We start from the raw sequence: 17,933 nt of genomic DNA on the forward strand, positions 1-17,933 counted from the left end.
TGGTGGAGGGGGATGGCTGCATCCTAGAATTAATGCTCTCCGTTGAACAGAAGGCACCGGAAAGTTTGATACCCACCCAAAAGAGAGTGTGAAATGAAAGCTGCGCCGACTACGTCTTCATCTGTCAAATCGCGTTTCACCAAGGAGGAAATCTCCCGCGCCAGGTCTTACGCCGTGAAGCGCCCCGCTGGCCCGATCGACCCGCGCCTGACCATGCTGGCGCATGACCTGATCGATCGCGTGGCCGACAAGTGGACGATGCTGACGCTCGAGGTGCTGACCGAAGACGCGCCATTGCGTTTCAGCCGCCTCGCCGAAAAAGTGACCGGCGTGAGCCAGAAGATGCTCACGCAGACGCTGCGCCAGATGGAGCGCGACGGGCTGGTCACGCGCACCATTTTTCCGGTGGTGCCGCCGCGGGTCGAATACGAACTGACGCCGCTCGGCCTGAGCCTGGGCGGCGCGTTCTGCGGCGTGTGGGTGTGGGCGTCGGACAACCTCGAGGAAGTCGAGCGCGCGCGGCGCGCATTCGACGCGAAGGCCGCCCAGGCCTAGGTCGCGTCGCGCCGCTCGGGGTGCGTCGTCACGCGCAGCCTTCGGCCGCCGACGGCCGCGGCCGGGCTCGCCACCCCAGCGCCACCACGGCACATGCCGCGGCCACGACGATCAGCACGGCCACCACCATCACGGCGAAGAACGCCTGGTCGAACGCCGTGTGCGCGAGCGCGACGAGCTGCGTTGCCGCGTGCGCCGGCATCGACTCCGCCGCGAGCAGCGCCGCGTCGATGCCGTCGCTGGCGGACGCGGGCGCGCCCAGCCCGTCGGGAATGGCCAGCGCGGCCGTGTAGCGCCACGAGAGCACGCTGCCGAGCAGCGACACACCCAGCACGCCGCCCAGCTCGTACGACACCTCCTCGATGGAGGCGGCCATGCCCGCGTTCTCCAGCGGCGCGTTGTTCATCACCGCGTTGGACGCCGCCGTGATGGTGGCGCCCACGCCCAGCCCCAGCAGCACGAGCACGGCCAGCTTGCCCAGGCCTTGCACGTCGGCATTCGATGCCAGCGCGCACAGCGCCAGCGCGGTGGTGAGCAGGCCCGCCAGGATGATCGGGCGCGACCCGGTGCGCGCCAGCAGCAGGCCCGCCAACGGCCCCGCCACGAACGCGGCCAGCGGAATCGGCAGGATCGCCAGGCCCGCCTGCAGCGGCGTGAAGCCGGCCACCAGCTGCAGCCGCTGGCTGAACACCAGCTCGACGCCGATGAGCGCCACCGATGCGACGATGGCCGCGATCACGCCGCCCGAGAAGTACGGGTTGCGGAACAAGCGAAAGTCCACCAGCGGCGCCGCGCTGCGCCGCTGGCGCCGCACGAACAGCACCATGGCGATCAACGCCAGCACGCCGGTGGCCGCGGCCATGGCCAACGAGGGCGAGGCCTTGGCGAATTCCTTGATGGTCAGCACCAGGCAGACCAGCGCCGCCAGCGCCTGCAACGAGCCGACGAAGTCCCAGGGCCGGCGCGGTGCGTCGGCGCCCTTGCGGTGCGCCGGAATGAGCCACAGCGTGAGCACCAGCGCCGCCACCACCACCGGCACGTTGATGAGAAACACCGACCCCCACCAGAAGTACTCCAGCAGCACGCCGCCGACCACCGGCCCCAGCGCGGCACCGCCGGAGGCCACCGAGGCCCACACGCCGATGGCCACGGCGCGCTCGCGCTCGTCGGCGAAGGTCAGGCGAATGATGGCCAGCGTGGCCGGCATCATCATTGAGGCGCCCACGCCCAGCAGCGCGCGCGCCGCGATGAGCACGCCCGCGCTGGGCGCATAGGCCGCGCACAGCGACGCCACGCCGAACACGGCCAGCCCCGCGACGAACATGCGCCGGTAGCCCAGCCGGTCGCCCAGCGCGCCCATGCCCAGCAGAAAGCCGGAGACCACCACGGTGTAGGCATTGACGATCCACAGCTTCGTCGAGGCCGATGCACCCAGGTCGTGCACGAGCGTGGGGAGCGCCGTGTAGAGCACCGTCATGTCGACCACGATGAGCAGCAGCGCCATGGAAACGATGGCCAGCGTGAGCCACTTTCTTGTCGGGTTCGTCATGGCTCAGCGCTCCAGTTCCTTGAGCATCGTGACGGACACGGGCGTGCAGCCGCGTGCCTCGAAGAAGCGATGCGCGTGCTGGTTGTCGATGCCGCTTTCGAGAAAGAGCCGCGCAATGCCGCGCAGGCGCAGCTCGGCGCAGACCCAGTCGAACAGCGCGCGGCCGGTGCCGTGGCGCTGGAAGGGCGCATCGACGACAAGGTCGTCGAGCGTGGCGAAGGCGCGCGCGGCCACCTGAGCTTCGTCGATGGAAACGAAAGCGATGCCGGCGAGCGAACCGGCGCTGTGCGCGGTCGCGATGAGCTGGGTTGCGCCGTGCGCCGGCTGGGCGAGGGCGTTGCGCACCTGGGCCAGCAGCACCTCGGGCAGGTCGCCGCACCATTCGCCGGGGGCGACGGCGCGTGGCCCCTGCAGTTCGCCGTGCGAGATGTAGCGGGGGCTGAGCTGTCGCAGGAACAGATCGACGATGGCCTGCGCCTGGGCAGGGTCGTGGCACCAGGTGATGTCGAAGGATGCGGCGGGAGTGGCGAGGATGAGTGGATTGCGGGTAATGGACATGGCGCCATGTTGCGCCATTAAAATGGATGAATAAAGATGAAATCCATCTGAATAATTGATGACAAGAGAGAGAAAGGGCCCCACATGGAATGGACAGTCGACCAGCTCCGCCAGTTCGTGACCACCGCCGACTGCGGCTCGTTCTCCGCCGCGGCGCGCCACCTGGGCAAGGCCCAGTCGGCCGTGAGCACCGCCATCGGCCTGCTGGAGGTGGACCTGGGCGTGGCGCTGTTCGACCGCTCGCGCCGCAACGCGCAGTTGTCGGCAGCGGGGCAGGTGCTGCTGCTGGAGGCGCGCGAGCTGCTGCGGCAGGCCGAGCAGCTCGACCAGCGTGCGCGCGACCTGAACGCGGGCAGCGAGGCGGCGCTGTCGCTGGCGCTCGACGAAGCCTTGCCGTACACCGCCATCGCAACACTGATGCGCGAGCTTTCTGCGAAATTCCCCAGCTTGGAGCTCACGCTGCTCAACGGCACGGCCACCGAGGTGGCGGACTACGTGGAGCAGGAGCGCGCGAGCGTGGCCTTTCACATCGACCGCGGGCCGGCGCGCGCCTGCTTCGACCAGCGCCACATCGGTACGGTGCCGCAGGGCGTGTTCGTGGCGGTGGACCATCCGCTGGCCGATGGCCGCACCGTGCGCCGCAAGGACCTGGCGCGGCACCGCCAGCTGCTGATGCATGCGGACGACGTGCACGAGGTGGCCTACAGCCCCCGCGTGTGGCGCTCCGACAGCTTCTACACCACCGCCGAGATGGTGGCGGACAACCTCGGGTGGGCGGTGCTGCCGGTGAACATCGCGCACTACGAGGGCTACCGCAAGGCGCTGCGCGAAGTGCCTTGCCCGTCGCTGGCGCTGCCGAGGCTGTCGGTGCGCATGCTGTGGCTGCAGGGGCGGCAGCCGGGCGCGACGGCGCTGTACGTGCAGCAGCGCTTCACCGAGCTGCTGGTCGAGAGCGGGGCCTGAGCTGCACCTGGGCAGGGCCTGAACAGGCCCCGAACAGACGCCGAACCGGACCTATCGCAGCACGCGCCCGTCGGCCGAGATGCTGATCAGGTCGATGCGCCGCACGTTGTCGCGCAGCCCCGGGCGCAGGTTGATGCGGAAGCCGCCGACGTCGTAGTCGGTCATGGCGGTCATCGTGCGCTGCAGGGTCGCGGTGTTGAAGCCGCGGCCCGCGCGGCGCACCGCCTCGCCGGCCGCCTTGGCCGCGATGAAGCCTTCGAGCCCTTCGTACGACGCGGTCTGGTCGGAGGTGTCCACCGCGGCCAGGTACTCCTTGACGATGGGAATGGCCGAGGGCCGGGGCGAGGGCACCACCTGCGAGATGACGATGCCGCCGATGTCCTTGCCCAGCGTGGCGTAGAGCGGGTCGATGCCGACGATGGAAAAGGCCATGAAGTTGCCCGTGTAGCCGTTCTTGCGCAGCGTGCGGATGGCGTTGGCCGTGGTGCCCGACAGCGACACCAGCACGATGGCCTGCGGCGACTTCTGCTGCACGCCCTTCAACGCGGCGTCCAGCTTGTCGCCGTTGGGCGGCACCAGCGCGGTGGCGACCAGCGCGGGCAGCTTCAGCTCGGCGATGGCCTGCTCCACAGCGGCCAGGCCGGCGCGGCCCATGGCGTCGTCGTCGCCCACCAGGGCCACGCGGGTCTGCCCCACGGTGGCGCACTGGCGCACGATCTTGAGGGCCTCGTCGATCATGCCGGGGCGCACATGGAACACGTTGGGGTGGTCGGCGCCGCGCAGGTTGTCCGACGCCGCGAAGGGCGCGAACAGCAGGCTGCCCTGCTGCGTGGCGACGTTGGCGCCGGCCTCGCTGCTGGCCGTGCCGACAAAGCCGAACAGCATGTCGGCCTTGTTGGCGCCCAGCAGCGTGCGCGCGTTGGCGGTGGCGCGGGCGGCGTCGTAGCCGTCGTCGAGCTGCAGCAGCTTCAGCTGCAGGCCGGTGGCGGCGTTGCGTTCGTTGAAGTCGGTCACCGCGAGCCGGCTGCCGGCGGCGAAGGCGCTGCCGATTTCACTGGCGCTGCCCGTGAGCGGCACCGACTGGCCCAGCAGCACCACGCGCGGCGCGCCGGCAGCGGCGGCGCGGGTGGCCTGGGCCGTCGCCGAAAGTGAAATACCGCCGATGCCGCTTCCCAGCAGCGTCGCTCCGAAGGCCTTCGCCAACCATTCCCTGCGCGATGTGCTCATTGGACACTTTCTTAAACAGTAGTAAAAAAGTGTAGCAATTTCGAGGCCAAAGCGAAAGGCGAGGAAAACGCGCTGTCACAGAATCGGCGCCATGCAGTTCACAAATACAAACAGATGGTGTTGCGAGGGGGTGGGGTCGGCGCTCGCCATCGCGGTGGCCGTCGCGGTGGCCATCGCACTGGCCGTTGCGGTGGCCGGTTGCACGGCACCGGTGCCGGCGACGAAGACGCTGGAGGTCGCGCAGCCGCCCGTTCAGCAGCAGGAGGCCGTGGCGCCGACGATTCGCATGCCGGCGGCCGAAGCGCCCGCCGTGCCGGCGCCGGCACCTTCGGAGGCCTCATCCGAAGCGGTCACCCAGCCCGTTCCGCAGCGCAGGCCCGTGCCGCGGTATCCGCCCGACCTCGCCAAAACGGGACTGGGCGGCACCGTCGTGGTGAGCTTCACCCTCGGCGCGCAGGGGCAGCCGGAAGACGTGCGCATCGAATCGTCGTCGCACCCGATGTTCACCAGGGAGGTGAAGGCGGTGCTGCCGCAGTGGCGTTACGACCCGGCCCGCGACGCCGCCGGCCGCGTGGTGCGCCAGCGGATGCGCGTGCCGTTCAGATTCCTGCAGGAGGACTGAGCGGCTCGCGGCGCTTCAAAGCAGGGTGGGTCAGGGTGGGTCAGGCGGTGCGCTCGAACACCAGGTCCCACACGCCGTGCCCCAGCTTGATGCCGCGGTTCTCGAACTTGGTGAGCGGGCGGTACTCGGGCTTGGGCGCGTAGGCCTCGGCCGTGTTGCGCAGCAGCGGCTCGGCGGCCAGCACCTCGAGCATCTGCTCGGCGTAGGGCTGCCAGTCGGTCGCGCAGTGGATGTAGCCGCCGGGGCGCAGGTGCTGCGCCAGCTTGGTCACGAACTCGGGCTGGATCAGCCGGCGCTTGTTGTGGCGCTTCTTGTGCCACGGGTCGGGAAAGAAGACGTGCACGCCGGCCAGGGTGCCGGCCTGCAGCATGTGGTCGAGCACGTCGACCGCGTCGTGCGCGCAGATGCGGATGTTCGAAATCGACTGCTCGCCGATGCGCTTCAGCAGCGCGCCCACGCCGGGCTCGTGCACCTCGCAGCACAGGAAGTTGGTGTCGGGCCGCACCGTGGCGATGTGCGCGGTGGCCTCGCCCATGCCGAAGCCGATTTCCAGCACCGTGGGCGCTTCACGTCCGCCGAAGGCCGCCGTCAGGTCGAGCGGCTCGGGCGTGTAGGGCAGCAGAAACAGCGGGCCCAGCTCGGCGAAGGCGCGTGCCTGGCCGTCGGTGGTGCGGCCGGCGCGCTTCACGAAGCTCTTCAGACGGCGGTGCAGCGGGTGCAGCTTGGACGCGTCGGGGCTGCTGTCGCCGGCATCGCCGTTGTCGGGGGCGGGCACGTCGCCAGCGTGGCCGTCGCCATGGTCTTCGCTGTGGTCGTGGCTGTTCTGGGGGGCGTGGGACACGGTGTCGGGAATGTTCATGAGGGCCGCGAATTGTAGAGAGCGCGCCATTCGGGCACCCAGGCGGCCAGTGCGGCGGCGCGATCGCTGGCTGTGGTGGATGAGGTAGGCGAGAGGCCCAGCACCTGCGCCGCGCGGTCCAGGGCCTTCAGCGCTTCCTCGGGCGTGCCGGTGTCGATCGCCGCGGCGTCATTTTGCTTCGACAGCTTGTCGCCGTCGGCGCCGCGCACCAGCGGCGTGTGCAGATAGCTGGGCGTAGGAAAGCCCAGCGCGCGCTGCAGCAGCACCTGGCGCGCGGTGTTGTCGGCCAGGTCTTCGCCGCGCACCACGTCGCTCACGCCCTGTTCGGCGTCGTCGACCACCACCGCGAGCTGGTAGGCCCACGGGCCGTCGGCGCGGCGCAGCACGAAGTCGCCGACCTCGTGCTGCACGTCTTGTCGTTGCGGGCCCAGGCGGCGGTCGGTCCAGTGCACGTCGGCATGGACGGCATCAACGGCGTGGACGGCATCAGCGGCATCGAGCTTGAACGTCGCAAAGCGCCAGGCCCGCGCGGGCTTGCCGTGCAGGCCGTCTCGGCAGGTGCCGGGGTACACGCGCTCGCCGTGGCGTTCGGGCGTCTGGCCGAGCCGTGCCAGGGCCTCGGCAATGTCCTTGCGCGAGCAGCCGCAGGGGTAGGCCAGCCCGCGCGCCTGCAGGGCGGCCAGCGCGGCCTCGTAGCGCGCGGTGCGCTGCGTTTGCCACACCGGTGCTTCATCGGGCAGCAGGCCGCAGGCGGCCAGTTGCCGGAGGATGTGCTCGCCCATGCCGGGCAGGCAGCGCTCGGTGTCGGCGTCTTCGATGCGAACCAGCCAGCGCGCCCGCGGGCCGCGGGCGCGCACGTCGAGCCAGCTGGCCAGCGCGGCGACCAGCGAGCCCGCGTGCAGCGGCCCGGTGGGCGAGGGCGCGAAACGGCCGGTCTCCCCCATCGCGCAGTCAGATCACGGCAAGCGCCAGCGACAGCCCCGAGAGAAACGCGTCTTCCACGCGGTGGCCGGTGCACCAGTCGCCCGCCACGCCGATGCGCGCCTTGGCGTCCCACAGGTGGGTGGTGCCCAGCGGCACCTGCGTTTGCGCTTCGCTCCAGCACAGCGCCTGGGCGTGCGCGGGCGTGGCGTGGATGCCGGTGATTTCAGCGAACGCGCGCAGCAGCTTGGCCTCGATGCGCGAGGGCGCGTCGCGCAGGTGTTCCTGCGACCAGGCGGCGCTGGCCTGCAGCGTCCAGCGTTCGATGGGCTCGCGGCCCGGCTTGGACGACTCGCGCGCCAGCCACGCCACGCGGTGGTGGGTGCTGCGCGCCGCATTCCATTGCGGGCCCAGGTGCGACATGGTGGGCTGGTTGGCCTGCGGGTAGGCGACCATCAGCGTCCAGCAGGGGGCGATGCGCACGGGCTCCACCTTGCGGCTGAGCGTGGCCGACAGCTTGCCGTCGCCCAGCAGCGCGCGGGTGCGCGACGGCGGCACGGCGAGCAGCACGGCGTCGAAGCCGGAGTACACATGCTGCGATTCTTCGGCGCCCGCGGTGCGCAGTTGCCAGCGTTGGGGGGCGAGCGCATCGGGCTCGATCTGCGTCACCTGCGTGCCGGTGACCAGGCTGGCACCCAGCGGGGACGCCCAGTGGGCCACCAGCGCATCCATGCCGGGCTGGGCCACCCAGTGCGGCTCGAGCGAAGGCAGGGCGGCCTCGGCCACGCGGCCGTGGGCGTCGAGCACGCGCACGAGGTTGGCGCTCCAGCGCTTGCACAGGCCGGGCGTGGCTTCCAGCGCCAGCGCGAAGCGCGGGTCGCGCACGGTGAAGTACTGCGCGCCGCTGTCGAACTTGCCGAAGGCGGTGTCCACGCTCGCCATGCGTCCGCCGGCGGCGCTCTCGCGTTCGAACAGCGTGACCTTGTGGCCGGCCTGCACCAGCGTGCGGGCGCAGGCCACGCCCGCGATGCCGGCGCCGACGACGGCGAAGTGGCGTGGGGTGGAAGCTGTGGAAGAGGTTCGGTGGCGGTCAGCCGGCTTGGCCGACTTTTCCGTTTTGGCTTTGGCGCGAGTGCTCATGACGGACTCTTTTCTTCTGGAGGGAATGCGGTTGGATGTGTCTGCACTCTACATCGGTCGGGCAGGGGCTTCGCCTGAGGGCACACCCCTAGCGCGGCGGTGCCGAATGTGCGTCATCCTCATCGACCCCGGTGCCGCTCCAGCAGCGCGCGCCGCGTGGCTTCATGCTCGAACTGCGCCAGCCACCATTCGAGCGCGCGCCCCGGCTTGCCCTTGCTGCGCGCGCGCCATACGCAATGCATGGTGCCCATCGGCGGTTGCCGCTCGGTCTTCAGCTCCACCAGGTGGCCGGCCTCGATGTACGGCCGCGCCATCGGCTCCGGCAGAAAGCCGCCGCCCAGCCCGTGCAGCTGCGCGGCGATCTTGGCCTGCATGCTGGGCACCGTGAGCACGTCCTGTCCGCCCATGAGGTTCACTGTCATCGGCGTGCCGTGGCGGGCCGAGTCGGCGGCGGCCACCGCGCGGTACTGGCGCAGCACCGTGTCGCTCAGCGGCTGCGGCAGGCGCGCGAGCGGGTGGTGCGGTGCCACCGCGTACACGAAGCGCAGCTCGCCGATCAGCCGGCTGCGGATGCCCGTGGCCGTGAAGGCCAGGCCCGCCGCATCGAGCACCGCGCCGATGGCCAGGTCGGCCTCGCCGGTGGTCAGCGCCTCGATGGTGCCCAGCAGCGTCTCGTCGCGCAGCTTCAGGCGCGTGGGCGGCTCCAGCGCGAAGAAGGCGGTGGCCAGGTCGAGCAGCGGGTCGCGCGCGATGACGCTGTCCACCGCGATGGTCAGCATCGGCTCCCAGCCGGTGGCCACGCGCTTCACGCGGTTCGCCACGGCGTCGATTTCGGCCAGCAGGCGGTCGGCCTCGCGCAGCAGCTCGGCGCCGGCCTCGGTCACCTTGGCCTGGCGGGTGCTGCGGTCGAACAGCAGCACGTCGAGCGCGTCTTCTATCTGGCGCACCCGGTAGCTCAGCGCGCTGGGCACCAGGTCGAGCGCGCGGGCGGCGGCGGCAAAGCTGCCGGTGGCGGCCACGGTCTGCAGCATCGAGAGGGCGTCGGGGGTCAGCACGTCGCGTGGGCTGGGCATGGCGGCTCCATTGATCAAATTATTTGAATGGTGCCATCAAAGTGCGGCGTCTTTCAGAAGGGGGCGCAGACCTAAAGTTCTTTACATCCGCTGCGCATCCGGCGCGGCATACGACGAAGGCCCGACGCGCCCCCCCAGGGGCAGGGCCACCAAGGAGTTCACGATGTTGCAAGTCCGTAAATCACAGGAACGCGGTTATGCCGACCATGGCTGGCTGCGCTCGTTCCACAGCTTTTCGTTCGCTGGTTACTACGACCCGGCCCACATGGGCTTCGGCAACCTGCGGGTGATCAACGAAGACCGCGTGGCGGCGGGCGCCGGCTTCGGCACCCACGGCCACAAGGACATGGAAATCATCAGCTACGTGCTGTCGGGCGAACTGGCCCACAAGGACAGCATGGGCAATGTGGAAAGCATTCCGCCGGGCGACGTGCAGCGCATGAGCGCGGGGCGCGGCGTGATGCACAGCGAGTTCAACCACAAGGCCGACGAGACCACGCACTTCCTGCAGATCTGGATCCAGCCGAACGTGCGCGGCATTGCCCCCGGCTACGAGCAAAAGCAGTTCAGCGACGCCGAGAAGCGCGGCAAGCTGCGCCTGGTGGCCTCGCCCGACGGCAGCGACGGCTCGGTGACGGTGAACGCCGACGCCCGCCTGTACGCCGGCCTGCTCGACGGCGAGGAAAAGGCCAGCCTGGCGCTCGACCCGGCGCGCAAGAGCTACGTGCACCTGGTGCGCGGCGAGCTCGAAGTGAACGGCCAGAAGCTCGTGGGCGGCGACGCCGCGATGCTCGAAGGCGAGTCGCAGCTGGCGCTGGCCGGCGGCAAGGACGCCGAAGTGCTGGTGTTCGACCTGGCCGCCTGATGTTTCCCCTGCCGGGTGCCGCGCGCACCTGGCTTCTTTCCTGTTCCCCTGTCCGCTTTTTTCATTTCAACAACCGAGGAGTTTTCAATCATGGCAACCAACAACACCACCCCCGCGCTTTCCGCCGCCCAGGACACCCTGGCACTGGTCGGCCGCATCCTGATCGGCACGCTGTTCATTCCCGCCGGCTTCGGCAAGCTGATGGGCTTCGCGGGCACCGTCGGCTACATCACCAAGGTGGCCGGCCTGCCGCTGCCCGAAGTGGCCGCGGCGATCGCGATCGTCGTGGAACTGGGCCTGGGCATTGCGTTGCTGGTCGGCTTCAAGACGCGCTGGACCGCGCTCATCATGGCGATCTTCACGGTGGCGACGGCGCTGTTCTTCCACAAGTTCTGGGCCGACGCGACGCAAAATATCCAGTTCTTCAAGAACATGGCCATCGCCGGCGGACTGCTTTCCTTCGCCGCCTTCGGCCCCGGCCGCTTCAGCATCGACAAGCGCTGACCGACCGCTGACCCACAGACCCATCCTCCCATCGACCCACTGACCCAGGAGCTCTTCACCATGGCAAACATCGTCGTCGTCTTCCACTCCGGCTACGGCCACACCCAACGCGTGGCGCAAGCCGTGGCGGACAGCGCGGGCGCGCAGCTGCTCGCCATCGACGCCGACGGCAACCTGCCCGAAGGCGGCTGGGAGCTGCTGGGCGCGGCCGACATGATCGTGTTCGGCTCGCCCACCTACATGGGCGGCGTGAGCTGGCAGTTCAAGAAGTTCGCCGATGCGTCGTCGAAGGTCTGGTACACGCAGGGCTGGAAGGACAAGCTCTTTGCCGGCTTCACCAACAGCGCGACCATGAACGGCGACAAGGTCACCACCATGGGCTACCTGTGGACGCTGGCCATGCAGCACAGCGGCATCTGGGTCAGCATGGGCATCCTGCCGACCAACAACAAGGCGGCCACGCGCGACTCGACGAACTACGTGGGCGGCTACGGTGGCCTGCTCACGCAGTCGCCGTCGGACGCGAGCCCGGCCGAGATCCCCAAGGGCGACCTCGACACGGCCCGCGCGTTCGGCGAACGCATTGCCACGGTGGCAAGATCGCGCAGCTGATTCCAAAGACCCGCCACGGAGAACACGATGACCGACCCCACCCACGACACCCAGTTGCTCACCCCGCACGACAAGGACCTGGGCGGGGGCTTCAAGGTGCGGCGCCTGCTGCCCGCGGCGCAGCGCCGCTCGGTCGGCCCCTTCGTGTTCTTCGATCACTTCGGCCCGGCCACGGAAGAGCCGGGCGGCGAGCACGACGTGCGGCCGCACCCGCACATCGGCCTCTCCACCGTCACCTACCTGTTCAAGGGCGCGATGATGCATCGCGACAGCCTGGGCAGCGTGCAGGAAATCTTGCCCGGCGCCATCAACTGGATGACGGCGGGCCGCGGCATCGTGCACTCCGAGCGCAAGCCCGAGCGCCTGAAGGCCGACACCTACGTAAACCACGGCCTGCAGCTGTGGGCCGCGCTGCCGCAGGCGCATGAAGAAGCGGAGCCCAGCTTCGAGCACACGCCGGCCGATGCCATTCCCGAGCTGGTGGAGCAGGGCGTCGACGTGCGCGTGCTGGTGGGCGAGGCCTTCGGCGCGCGCTCGCCGGTGAAGACGCTGTCGCAGACCGTGTACCTCGACATCGCGCTGCCGCCCGGCGGTCGCTTCGAGTTGCCTGCGCTGGCGCCCGAGCTGGCCGTCTACGCGGTCGATGCCGACATCGCCGTGAACGGCGAGCCGGTGCCAGCGCACACCATGGCCGTGCTGCCCGACGGGCAGGGCGCGGTGCTCACGTCGGCCGCTGCCGCGCGGCTGATGGTCATCGGCGGGGAGCCGCTGGACGGCCCGCGCTACATCACCTGGAACTTCGTTTCCAGCCGGCGCGAGCGCATCCTCGAGGCCGGCGCCGACTGGGCCGCCCAGCGCATGGGCCACGTGCCCGGCGAGACCGAGTTCATTCCGCTGCCGGGCAAGCCCTTCGGCGTGCGCGAGCCGGACACGGGCACCACGCCGGTCTGAAATTTCCGATTTCGCGCGAACGAAAAAGGCCCGATGCATTCGATGCATCGGGCCTTTTTTCTTTTGGCATGGCGCCCGCAGCGGCGCGCCATGCCCTGTCAGCGCATCACTCGTTGCCGATGGCCACGGTCTCCGACGGCGACGCACCCGCGGGTGCCTTCGGCAGCTCGACGACCGCCTTGCGGCCGCCACGGGCACGCCAGGCCGAGAAGCCCACGCCGGCCAGCAGCAGCACGCACAGGCCGATGAAGGTGCCGCTGATCGGGCGGGTGACGAACACCGACATGTCGCCGCGCGACAGCAGCAGGGCGCGGCGGAAGTTCTCTTCCACCATCGGCCCGAGCACGAAGCCCAGCAGGATGGGTGCGACCGAGAACTCCAGCGACATCAGCAAGGCGCCGACGATGCCGAACACCAGCACTTCCCAGATCTGGAACAGGCTGTTCTGCGTGCTGTACACGCCGGTGGCAATGAAGAACATCGCGGCCGGGAACAGGTACTTGTAGGGCACCTTCAGCAGCTTGACCCACACGCCGATCAGCGGCACGTTCAGCACCACCAGGATCACGTTGCCGATCCAGAACGAGGCGATCAGGCCCCAGAAGATGTCCGGATGCTCGGTGATGAGCTGCGGGCCGGGCTGGATGCCCTGGATCAGCAGCGCACCCAAAATCAGCGCCATCACCGCGTCGCCGGGAATGCCCAGGCTCATCGTGGGAATGAAGTCGACCTGCGTCTTCGAGTGGGCCGCTGCCTCGGGGCCCGCCACGCCTTCGATCATGCCGGTGCCGAACTTGTTCGGCGTCTTGGAGATCTTGCGTTCCACCGCGTAGGCGATGAAGGTCGTGATGGTCGGGCCCGTGCCCGGCATCGCGCCGAACACCGTGCCCACCAGCGTGCCGCGGATCATGGCGGGGAAGGCGCGCTTGAGCTCTTCCTTGCTCGGGCGCATGTCGCTCAGCTTGAGCGTGCCGGTGTCGCCGATGGCCTTCATGCGGTTCACGTTGAGCAGGAAGTCGGCCACGCCGAACAGGCCCATCGAGATCGCCACCAGCTCCAGGCCGTCGCTGAGTTCAGGCAGGCCGAACGCGAAGCGGAAGCTGCCGCTGTTCACGTCGGTGCCGACCACGCCGCACAGCAGGCCGAAGATCGTCATGGCCACGCCCTTGAGCGGCGAGCCGCGCGACATGGTGGAGCCGGCCAGCAGGCCCAGCATCATGATCGAGAAGATCTCGGTCGGGCCGAACTTGAACGCGATCTGCACCAGCAGCGGCGAGGCGAAGATCATCACGATGATGCCGAACGACGCCGCGAAGAACGACGCGATCATCGTGATGCCCAGCGCGACCCCGCCCTTGCCCTGCTTGGTCATGGGGTACCCGTCCAGGCAGGTGACCGCATGCGGCGGGTGCGAGGGCATGTTCATCAGGATGGCGCCGATGGCACCGCCGTACTGCGAGCCGTAGAAGATGCCGGCCAGCATCAGGATGGCGGGCACCGGGTGCATCACGTAGGTGAGCGGCAGCAGGATGGAGATGGCCTGCAGCGCGCCCATGCCCGGCAGCACGCCGATCAGGTTGCCTACCAGCACGCCGAAGAAGGACCACATCAGGTTCGAGCCCTGGAAGGCCACGCCGAAGCCGAACCACAGGTCGTGTAGCGATTGACCGATCATGATTTCAGCCTCCCCACTGGAACAGGGGGAGCTGCAACTTGAGCGCCCACCAGAAGACGACCACCGCGATGAAGCACATCGCAAGGGACAGAAGCAGCGCTTCGGTCAGCGTGTTGTCGCGGTCGCCGAGCGCCGAGATGAACACGATCGCGAAGGTCGCGGGCAGCAGGCCGCCGTACTCGCCGAACAGCAGGAACGCCAGGATGCCCAGGATGATGCAGACGCCGCCGCGAATGTCGGGCATGCCGCCCGGATGGCCGTGCGAAGCGGCTTCTTCGCTCGCGCCTTCGTCGCTCTTGTCGCCGCGCGCCGAGACCGCGATGAGCAGTCCCGTGAGCGCCAGCAGCGCACCGAGCGCGACCGGGAAGAAGCCCGGTCCCATGTGCGCGAGCTCGCCGACGCGGTAGCCGATGCCGGCATAGACGGCGGCCAGGCCGACGACGATCAGCAGCGCGCCGCCGTAGTAGTCTTTCTTGAATTTCGATGCGGGCCGAAGCGCGTGCGAGGCCGGATCTTCACCGTGCGGGTGCTGCATAAGTCTCCTTCGTTGGGAAGGAGCGGAGTCTAGGAATCGAGGCTTTCAATCCCCTTTCGGACCCGTCGCAAAGGCCCTGCGCGGCTTCAAAATACGTGTAATCACGTACCGGCGTATCCGGTGAAACCCTTGCAAAAACGGGGCTGCGATGTCGCTCGAGCGGAGCGCAGCGGTGGTCGGCTTACGCGACGTGCAAGGGCAATCGCAACGTGGCGCGCAAACCGCCGCCGTTCGCACGCTCCGGCGTGCCCGCGCTGTCGAGCGCGATGTCGCCCGCATTGCGCCGCGCATAGCCGCGCGCGATGGTCAGGCCCAGGCCCGCGCCCTGCGCGGAACCGTTGCCCGTGGCGGGGTCGCGGTGAAAGCGCTCGAACACGCTCTCGCGTCGCTCGGGCGGAATGCCCGGGCCGCTGTCGCACACCTCGGCCAGCGCCTGCGCGCCATCGCGCCGCACGGTCACCGTGATGTTGCCGCCGCGCGGCGTGTACTTGATGGCGTTGTGCACGAGGTTGGCGAGCACCTCGTGCAGCTCGGCGGCGTTGGCCTTCACTGGCAGCACGAGCGCATCGTCGTCGTCATGGCCTTCGCCGCCGCCTTCGTCCGCGAGGCCGCGCGCGTCGACCCAGCCCAGGTCCTGGTCGTTCTCGTGCGCCAGCGGCAGGTACTGCAGCACCACGCCGCGCGCAATGGCGTTCAGGTCGACCACCGCGGGCGCGGCGGGCGCCACCTCGTCCTCGGTGGTGGCGTGGGCCAGCGCGAGCAGCTGCTCGCTCAGCCGGCGCGTGCGCGACAGCTGCGCCACGATGGCGTGCAGCGACTCACGCATGCGCGCAGGGTCGGTCTCGCGCACCGCGTAGCCGGCCTGGATCGACAGGATGCTCAGCGGCGTGCGCAGCTGGTGCGAGGCATCGGCCAGGAACTGCGACTGCTCGGCCACCATGCGCCGGTGGCTCGCGATGTGGTGGTTCACCGCATCGACCAGCGGCGCCACCTCCTGCGGCACGCCGCCGGCGTCCAGCGGCTTCAGGTCGTCGCGCGAGCGCTCGCGCAGCGAGCGGCGCAGGCGGTCCAGCGGGCGCAGCGTCCAGGCCACGCCCAGCCACACCAGCAGCGCCATCACGAGCACCATGCGCGTGTCGCGCAGCAGCTCCTGGCGCAGCGACTCGGCCTGCGCCTCGGTGCGCGGGCCGGTGCCTTCGGCGGCCTGGATGAGCACGCTGTACGACACGCCGGGGTGCACGTTGTCGAACACCGTCTGGCGCAGCGCGGCCACGCGCACCGGGTGCTGCTCGTGCACCGCGTCGTAGAACACCGGCGTGCCGTCGGGTTGGGCTGCTCGCAGCGGCTCGGGCGGGCGGGGCAGGCCGGGCACGCCCATCAGCGTGGTCTCGGGCGAATTCACGTCCAGCGTCTCGCCCTTGGGAATGCGCTGCACGCCCACGTGCAGGTACTTGTAGCGCAAGTGCGTGGACTCGAACATCGCCTGGATCGAGAACGGCTCCTGCACCCGCACGCTGCCGTCGCTGGCCACCACGATGCCGTTGGCCAGAGCCTGCACGGGCTCCAGCAGGCTCTGGTCGTAGGCGACCACCAGCGAGTCCGTGAGGGCGCGGTAGTCGTTCCAGCTGTCCAGCGCCAGCAGCGCGACCATGCCCGGCAGCAACAGCGCGAGCAGGCGCGCGCGGATGCCGAAGCGCTGGGGTTCGGCCGCCGTGGCGGCCACGCCAGGCACCGAGGCCTCAGTCGGTGTCGGCGAGGTCGGCGGCGGGCGCTGAAGATCCATCGGCAATGCTCTCGAGCATGTAGCCCAGGCCGCGCACGGTCACGATGCGCACGTCGCTGTCGGCCAGCTTGCGCCGCAGCCGGTGCAGCACCACCTCGATGGCGTCGGGCCCCGCGGTGCTGTCGTTGGTGAACACCTTGGCGAACAGCTGCGACTTGCCCACCGGCGAGCCGCTGCGCATGAGCAGCGCGGTGAGCGCGGCCTGCTCGCGCGGCGTGAGCGACAGCAGCGTGCCGCGCAGCGTGAAGGCGTGGCTTTCGCTGTCGTACGAGAGCGAGGCGCACTGCAGGCGCGGGTGCTGCTTGCCGCGGCTGCGCCGCACCAGCGCCGACAGGCGCGCCTCCAGCTCGACCAGCTCGAAGGGCTTGGTCAGGAAATCGTCGGCGCCCAGGTTCAGCCCGCGCACCCGGTCCTGCAGCGCGCCCTGCGCGGTGAGGATCAGCACCGGCGTGCGGTCGTCGGCGTTGCGCATGTCGGCCAGCACGCTCAGTCCGTGCTTGTCGGGCAGGCGCAGGTCGAGCACGATGGCGTCGTATTCGGTGCCGGCCATGAAGGCCTCGGCGGTGCGCGCGTCGGGCGCGTGGTCGGCCACGAAGCCGCTCTGGGTCAACGCCCGGATCAGCCACGAGGCCATGTCCAGTTCGTCTTCCACCAGGAGGATGCGCATGGGAGGCTGCCGGTTATTTCTTCAGGCCGAGGGTGAGTTCGGTGTCTTCCGCGGCACGCGCGCTGGCATCGGCCGCGCGCGCGCTCAGGTCGGGCGCCAGGGCGCGCCGGCCGTCGAACACGAAGCAGTCGCCGTGGTAGTGCGCGCCGCCGACCTGTTCGAAGTATTTCAGGATGCCGCCTTCGAGCTGCAGCACGTTTTCCACGCCTTCTTCGCGCATCAGGATGGCGGCTTTTTCGCAGCGGATGCCGCCGGTGCAGAAGCTCACCACCGTCTTGCCCGCGAAGTCGGCGCGGTGCGCCTTGAGCGCGGGCGGGAATTCGGTGAACTTGGTGATGCGCCAGTCGATGGCGCCGTCGAAGCTGCCTTCGTCGACCTCGAAGTCGTTGCGCGTGTCCAGCAGCGCAATTTCGCGGCCCTCGTCGTCGTGGCCCTGGTCGAGCCAGCGCTTGAGCGTGGGCGCGTCCACGCCGGGCGCGCGGCCGGCGGCGGGCTGGATGGCGGGGTGGTCCATGCGGATGATCTCGCGCTTGAGCTTCACCAGCATGCGGCGAAACGGCTGCGTGGCCGACCAGCTTTCCTTGGCTTCCAGGTCGGCAAAGCGCGCATCGGCGCGCAAATGGGCCAGAAAGGCCCGAACGCCGTCGGCCGAGCCGGCCAGGAACAGGTTGATTCCCTCGGGCGCCAGCAGGATGGTGCCCATGAGGTCCAGGGCCTGGGCGCGGGCGCGCAGGTCTTCACGCAGCACGGGGCTGTCGTCTATGCCTACGAACTTGTAGGCAGCGATATTCAAAATCTCTTGCACGGGGGGCGATTCTAGGCGGCGCCGGGCCGCCCCAAGCCGCCGAGCCTCCCCCTTGGGGGGTGGCGAAGC

At 69.4% G+C, this 17,933-nt stretch carries 19 protein-coding genes; 7 read left to right on the plus strand and 12 right to left on the minus strand.

Going from position 1 to position 17,933, the window contains the following annotated elements:
* Positions 1–174 precede the first annotated feature (174 nt).
* Positions 175–555, plus strand: coding sequence for a winged helix-turn-helix transcriptional regulator (locus AB6807_RS02910; protein ID WP_371083437.1), 381 nt, complete (start codon positions 175–177; stop codon positions 553–555).
* 28 nt (positions 556–583) lie between these two features.
* On the opposite strand, the gene AB6807_RS02915 is transcribed toward AB6807_RS02910, so the two are convergent.
* Together AB6807_RS02915 and AB6807_RS02920 are read right to left on the minus strand one after the other, a co-directional pair.
* A complete protein-coding gene (locus AB6807_RS02915; protein ID WP_371083438.1) occupies positions 584–2,104 on the minus strand; it encodes an MFS transporter in 1,521 nt (506 codons plus the stop codon).
* A 3-nt stretch (positions 2,105–2,107) separates the two neighbouring features.
* Entirely contained in the window at positions 2,108–2,662 is a 555-nt protein-coding gene (locus AB6807_RS02920; protein ID WP_371083439.1) for a GNAT family N-acetyltransferase, read from the minus strand.
* 84 nt (positions 2,663–2,746) lie between these two features.
* On the opposite strand from AB6807_RS02920, the gene AB6807_RS02925 reads away from it, so the two are divergent.
* Positions 2,747–3,625 carry a LysR family transcriptional regulator gene (locus tag AB6807_RS02925; RefSeq protein WP_371083440.1) on the plus strand — a complete coding sequence of 293 codons (879 nt, stop codon included), beginning with the start codon at positions 2,747–2,749 and terminating at the stop codon, positions 3,623–3,625.
* A 51-nt stretch (positions 3,626–3,676) separates the two neighbouring features.
* On the opposite strand, the gene AB6807_RS02930 is transcribed toward AB6807_RS02925, so the two are convergent.
* Positions 3,677–4,852 carry an ABC transporter substrate-binding protein gene (locus AB6807_RS02930; protein ID WP_371083441.1) on the minus strand — a complete coding sequence of 392 codons (1,176 nt, stop codon included), beginning with the start codon at positions 4,850–4,852 and terminating at the stop codon, positions 3,677–3,679.
* Positions 4,853–4,982: 130 nt separating this feature from the next.
* Here AB6807_RS02930 and AB6807_RS02935 point away from each other — a divergent pair, with 130 nt between their 5' ends.
* A complete protein-coding gene (locus AB6807_RS02935) occupies positions 4,983–5,474 on the plus strand; it encodes an energy transducer TonB (RefSeq protein ID WP_371083442.1) in 492 nt (163 codons plus the stop codon).
* Between the two features lie 40 nt (positions 5,475–5,514).
* Here AB6807_RS02935 and trmB read toward each other — a convergent pair whose 3' ends face one another.
* From trmB to AB6807_RS02955, 4 genes are all read right to left on the minus strand, one after another.
* Positions 5,515–6,315: a tRNA (guanosine(46)-N7)-methyltransferase TrmB gene (gene trmB / locus AB6807_RS02940; protein ID WP_371083443.1), complete on the minus strand. Its 801-nt coding sequence runs from the start codon at positions 6,313–6,315 to the stop codon at positions 5,515–5,517.
* A 14-nt stretch (positions 6,316–6,329) separates the two neighbouring features.
* Complete coding sequence (gene gluQRS / locus AB6807_RS02945) at positions 6,330–7,277, minus strand: tRNA glutamyl-Q(34) synthetase GluQRS (protein ID WP_371083444.1); 948 nt, start codon at positions 7,275–7,277, stop codon at positions 6,330–6,332.
* 7 nt (positions 7,278–7,284) lie between these two features.
* Positions 7,285–8,394 carry an NAD(P)/FAD-dependent oxidoreductase gene (locus tag AB6807_RS02950; protein WP_371083445.1) on the minus strand — a complete coding sequence of 370 codons (1,110 nt, stop codon included), beginning with the start codon at positions 8,392–8,394 and terminating at the stop codon, positions 7,285–7,287.
* Positions 8,395–8,513: 119 nt separating this feature from the next.
* On the minus strand, positions 8,514–9,467 hold the full coding sequence (locus tag AB6807_RS02955) for a LysR substrate-binding domain-containing protein (RefSeq protein WP_116908744.1): 954 nt from the start codon (positions 9,465–9,467) through the stop codon (positions 8,514–8,516).
* Between the two features lie 163 nt (positions 9,468–9,630).
* Here AB6807_RS02955 and AB6807_RS02960 point away from each other — a divergent pair, with 163 nt between their 5' ends.
* The 4 genes from AB6807_RS02960 to AB6807_RS02975 all read left to right on the plus strand — a co-directional run bounded on the left by AB6807_RS02960 (position 9,631) and on the right by AB6807_RS02975 (position 12,399).
* On the plus strand, positions 9,631–10,332 hold the full coding sequence (locus AB6807_RS02960; protein WP_116908745.1) for a pirin family protein: 702 nt from the start codon (positions 9,631–9,633) through the stop codon (positions 10,330–10,332).
* A gap of 90 nt (positions 10,333–10,422) precedes the next feature.
* A complete protein-coding gene (locus AB6807_RS02965; protein WP_116908746.1) occupies positions 10,423–10,836 on the plus strand; it encodes a DoxX family protein in 414 nt (137 codons plus the stop codon).
* 60 nt (positions 10,837–10,896) lie between these two features.
* A complete protein-coding gene (locus tag AB6807_RS02970) occupies positions 10,897–11,448 on the plus strand; it encodes a flavodoxin family protein (protein WP_116908747.1) in 552 nt (183 codons plus the stop codon).
* Positions 11,449–11,475: 27 nt separating this feature from the next.
* Positions 11,476–12,399, plus strand: a complete 924-nt coding sequence (locus AB6807_RS02975) for a pirin family protein (protein WP_371083446.1) — start codon at positions 11,476–11,478, stop codon at positions 12,397–12,399.
* Between the two features lie 106 nt (positions 12,400–12,505).
* Here AB6807_RS02975 and AB6807_RS02980 read toward each other — a convergent pair whose 3' ends face one another.
* The 5 genes from AB6807_RS02980 to AB6807_RS03000 all read right to left on the minus strand — a co-directional run bounded on the left by AB6807_RS02980 (position 12,506) and on the right by AB6807_RS03000 (position 17,864).
* Positions 12,506–14,074: a tripartite tricarboxylate transporter permease gene (locus AB6807_RS02980; protein WP_116908749.1), complete on the minus strand. Its 1,569-nt coding sequence runs from the start codon at positions 14,072–14,074 to the stop codon at positions 12,506–12,508.
* A 4-nt stretch (positions 14,075–14,078) separates the two neighbouring features.
* Positions 14,079–14,609 (minus strand): tripartite tricarboxylate transporter TctB family protein, encoded by a 531-nt coding sequence (locus AB6807_RS02985; protein ID WP_371083447.1) that lies wholly within the window; start codon positions 14,607–14,609, stop codon positions 14,079–14,081.
* A gap of 181 nt (positions 14,610–14,790) precedes the next feature.
* Positions 14,791–16,260, minus strand: a complete 1,470-nt coding sequence (locus tag AB6807_RS02990; protein WP_371084143.1) for a sensor histidine kinase — start codon at positions 16,258–16,260, stop codon at positions 14,791–14,793.
* Positions 16,261–16,348: 88 nt separating this feature from the next.
* A complete protein-coding gene (locus AB6807_RS02995) occupies positions 16,349–17,059 on the minus strand; it encodes a response regulator (RefSeq protein WP_116908751.1) in 711 nt (236 codons plus the stop codon).
* Between the two features lie 13 nt (positions 17,060–17,072).
* The gene (locus AB6807_RS03000) at positions 17,073–17,864 is read right to left on the minus strand and encodes a sulfurtransferase (RefSeq protein WP_371083448.1); all 792 of its coding nucleotides are present in this window, start codon (positions 17,862–17,864) and stop codon (positions 17,073–17,075) included.
* Positions 17,865–17,933: the final 69 nt, after the last annotated feature.

The organism is Variovorax sp. RCC_210 (genome assembly GCF_041355175.1).
In the GTDB taxonomy this organism is placed as follows: domain Bacteria; phylum Pseudomonadota; class Gammaproteobacteria; order Burkholderiales; family Burkholderiaceae_C; genus Variovorax.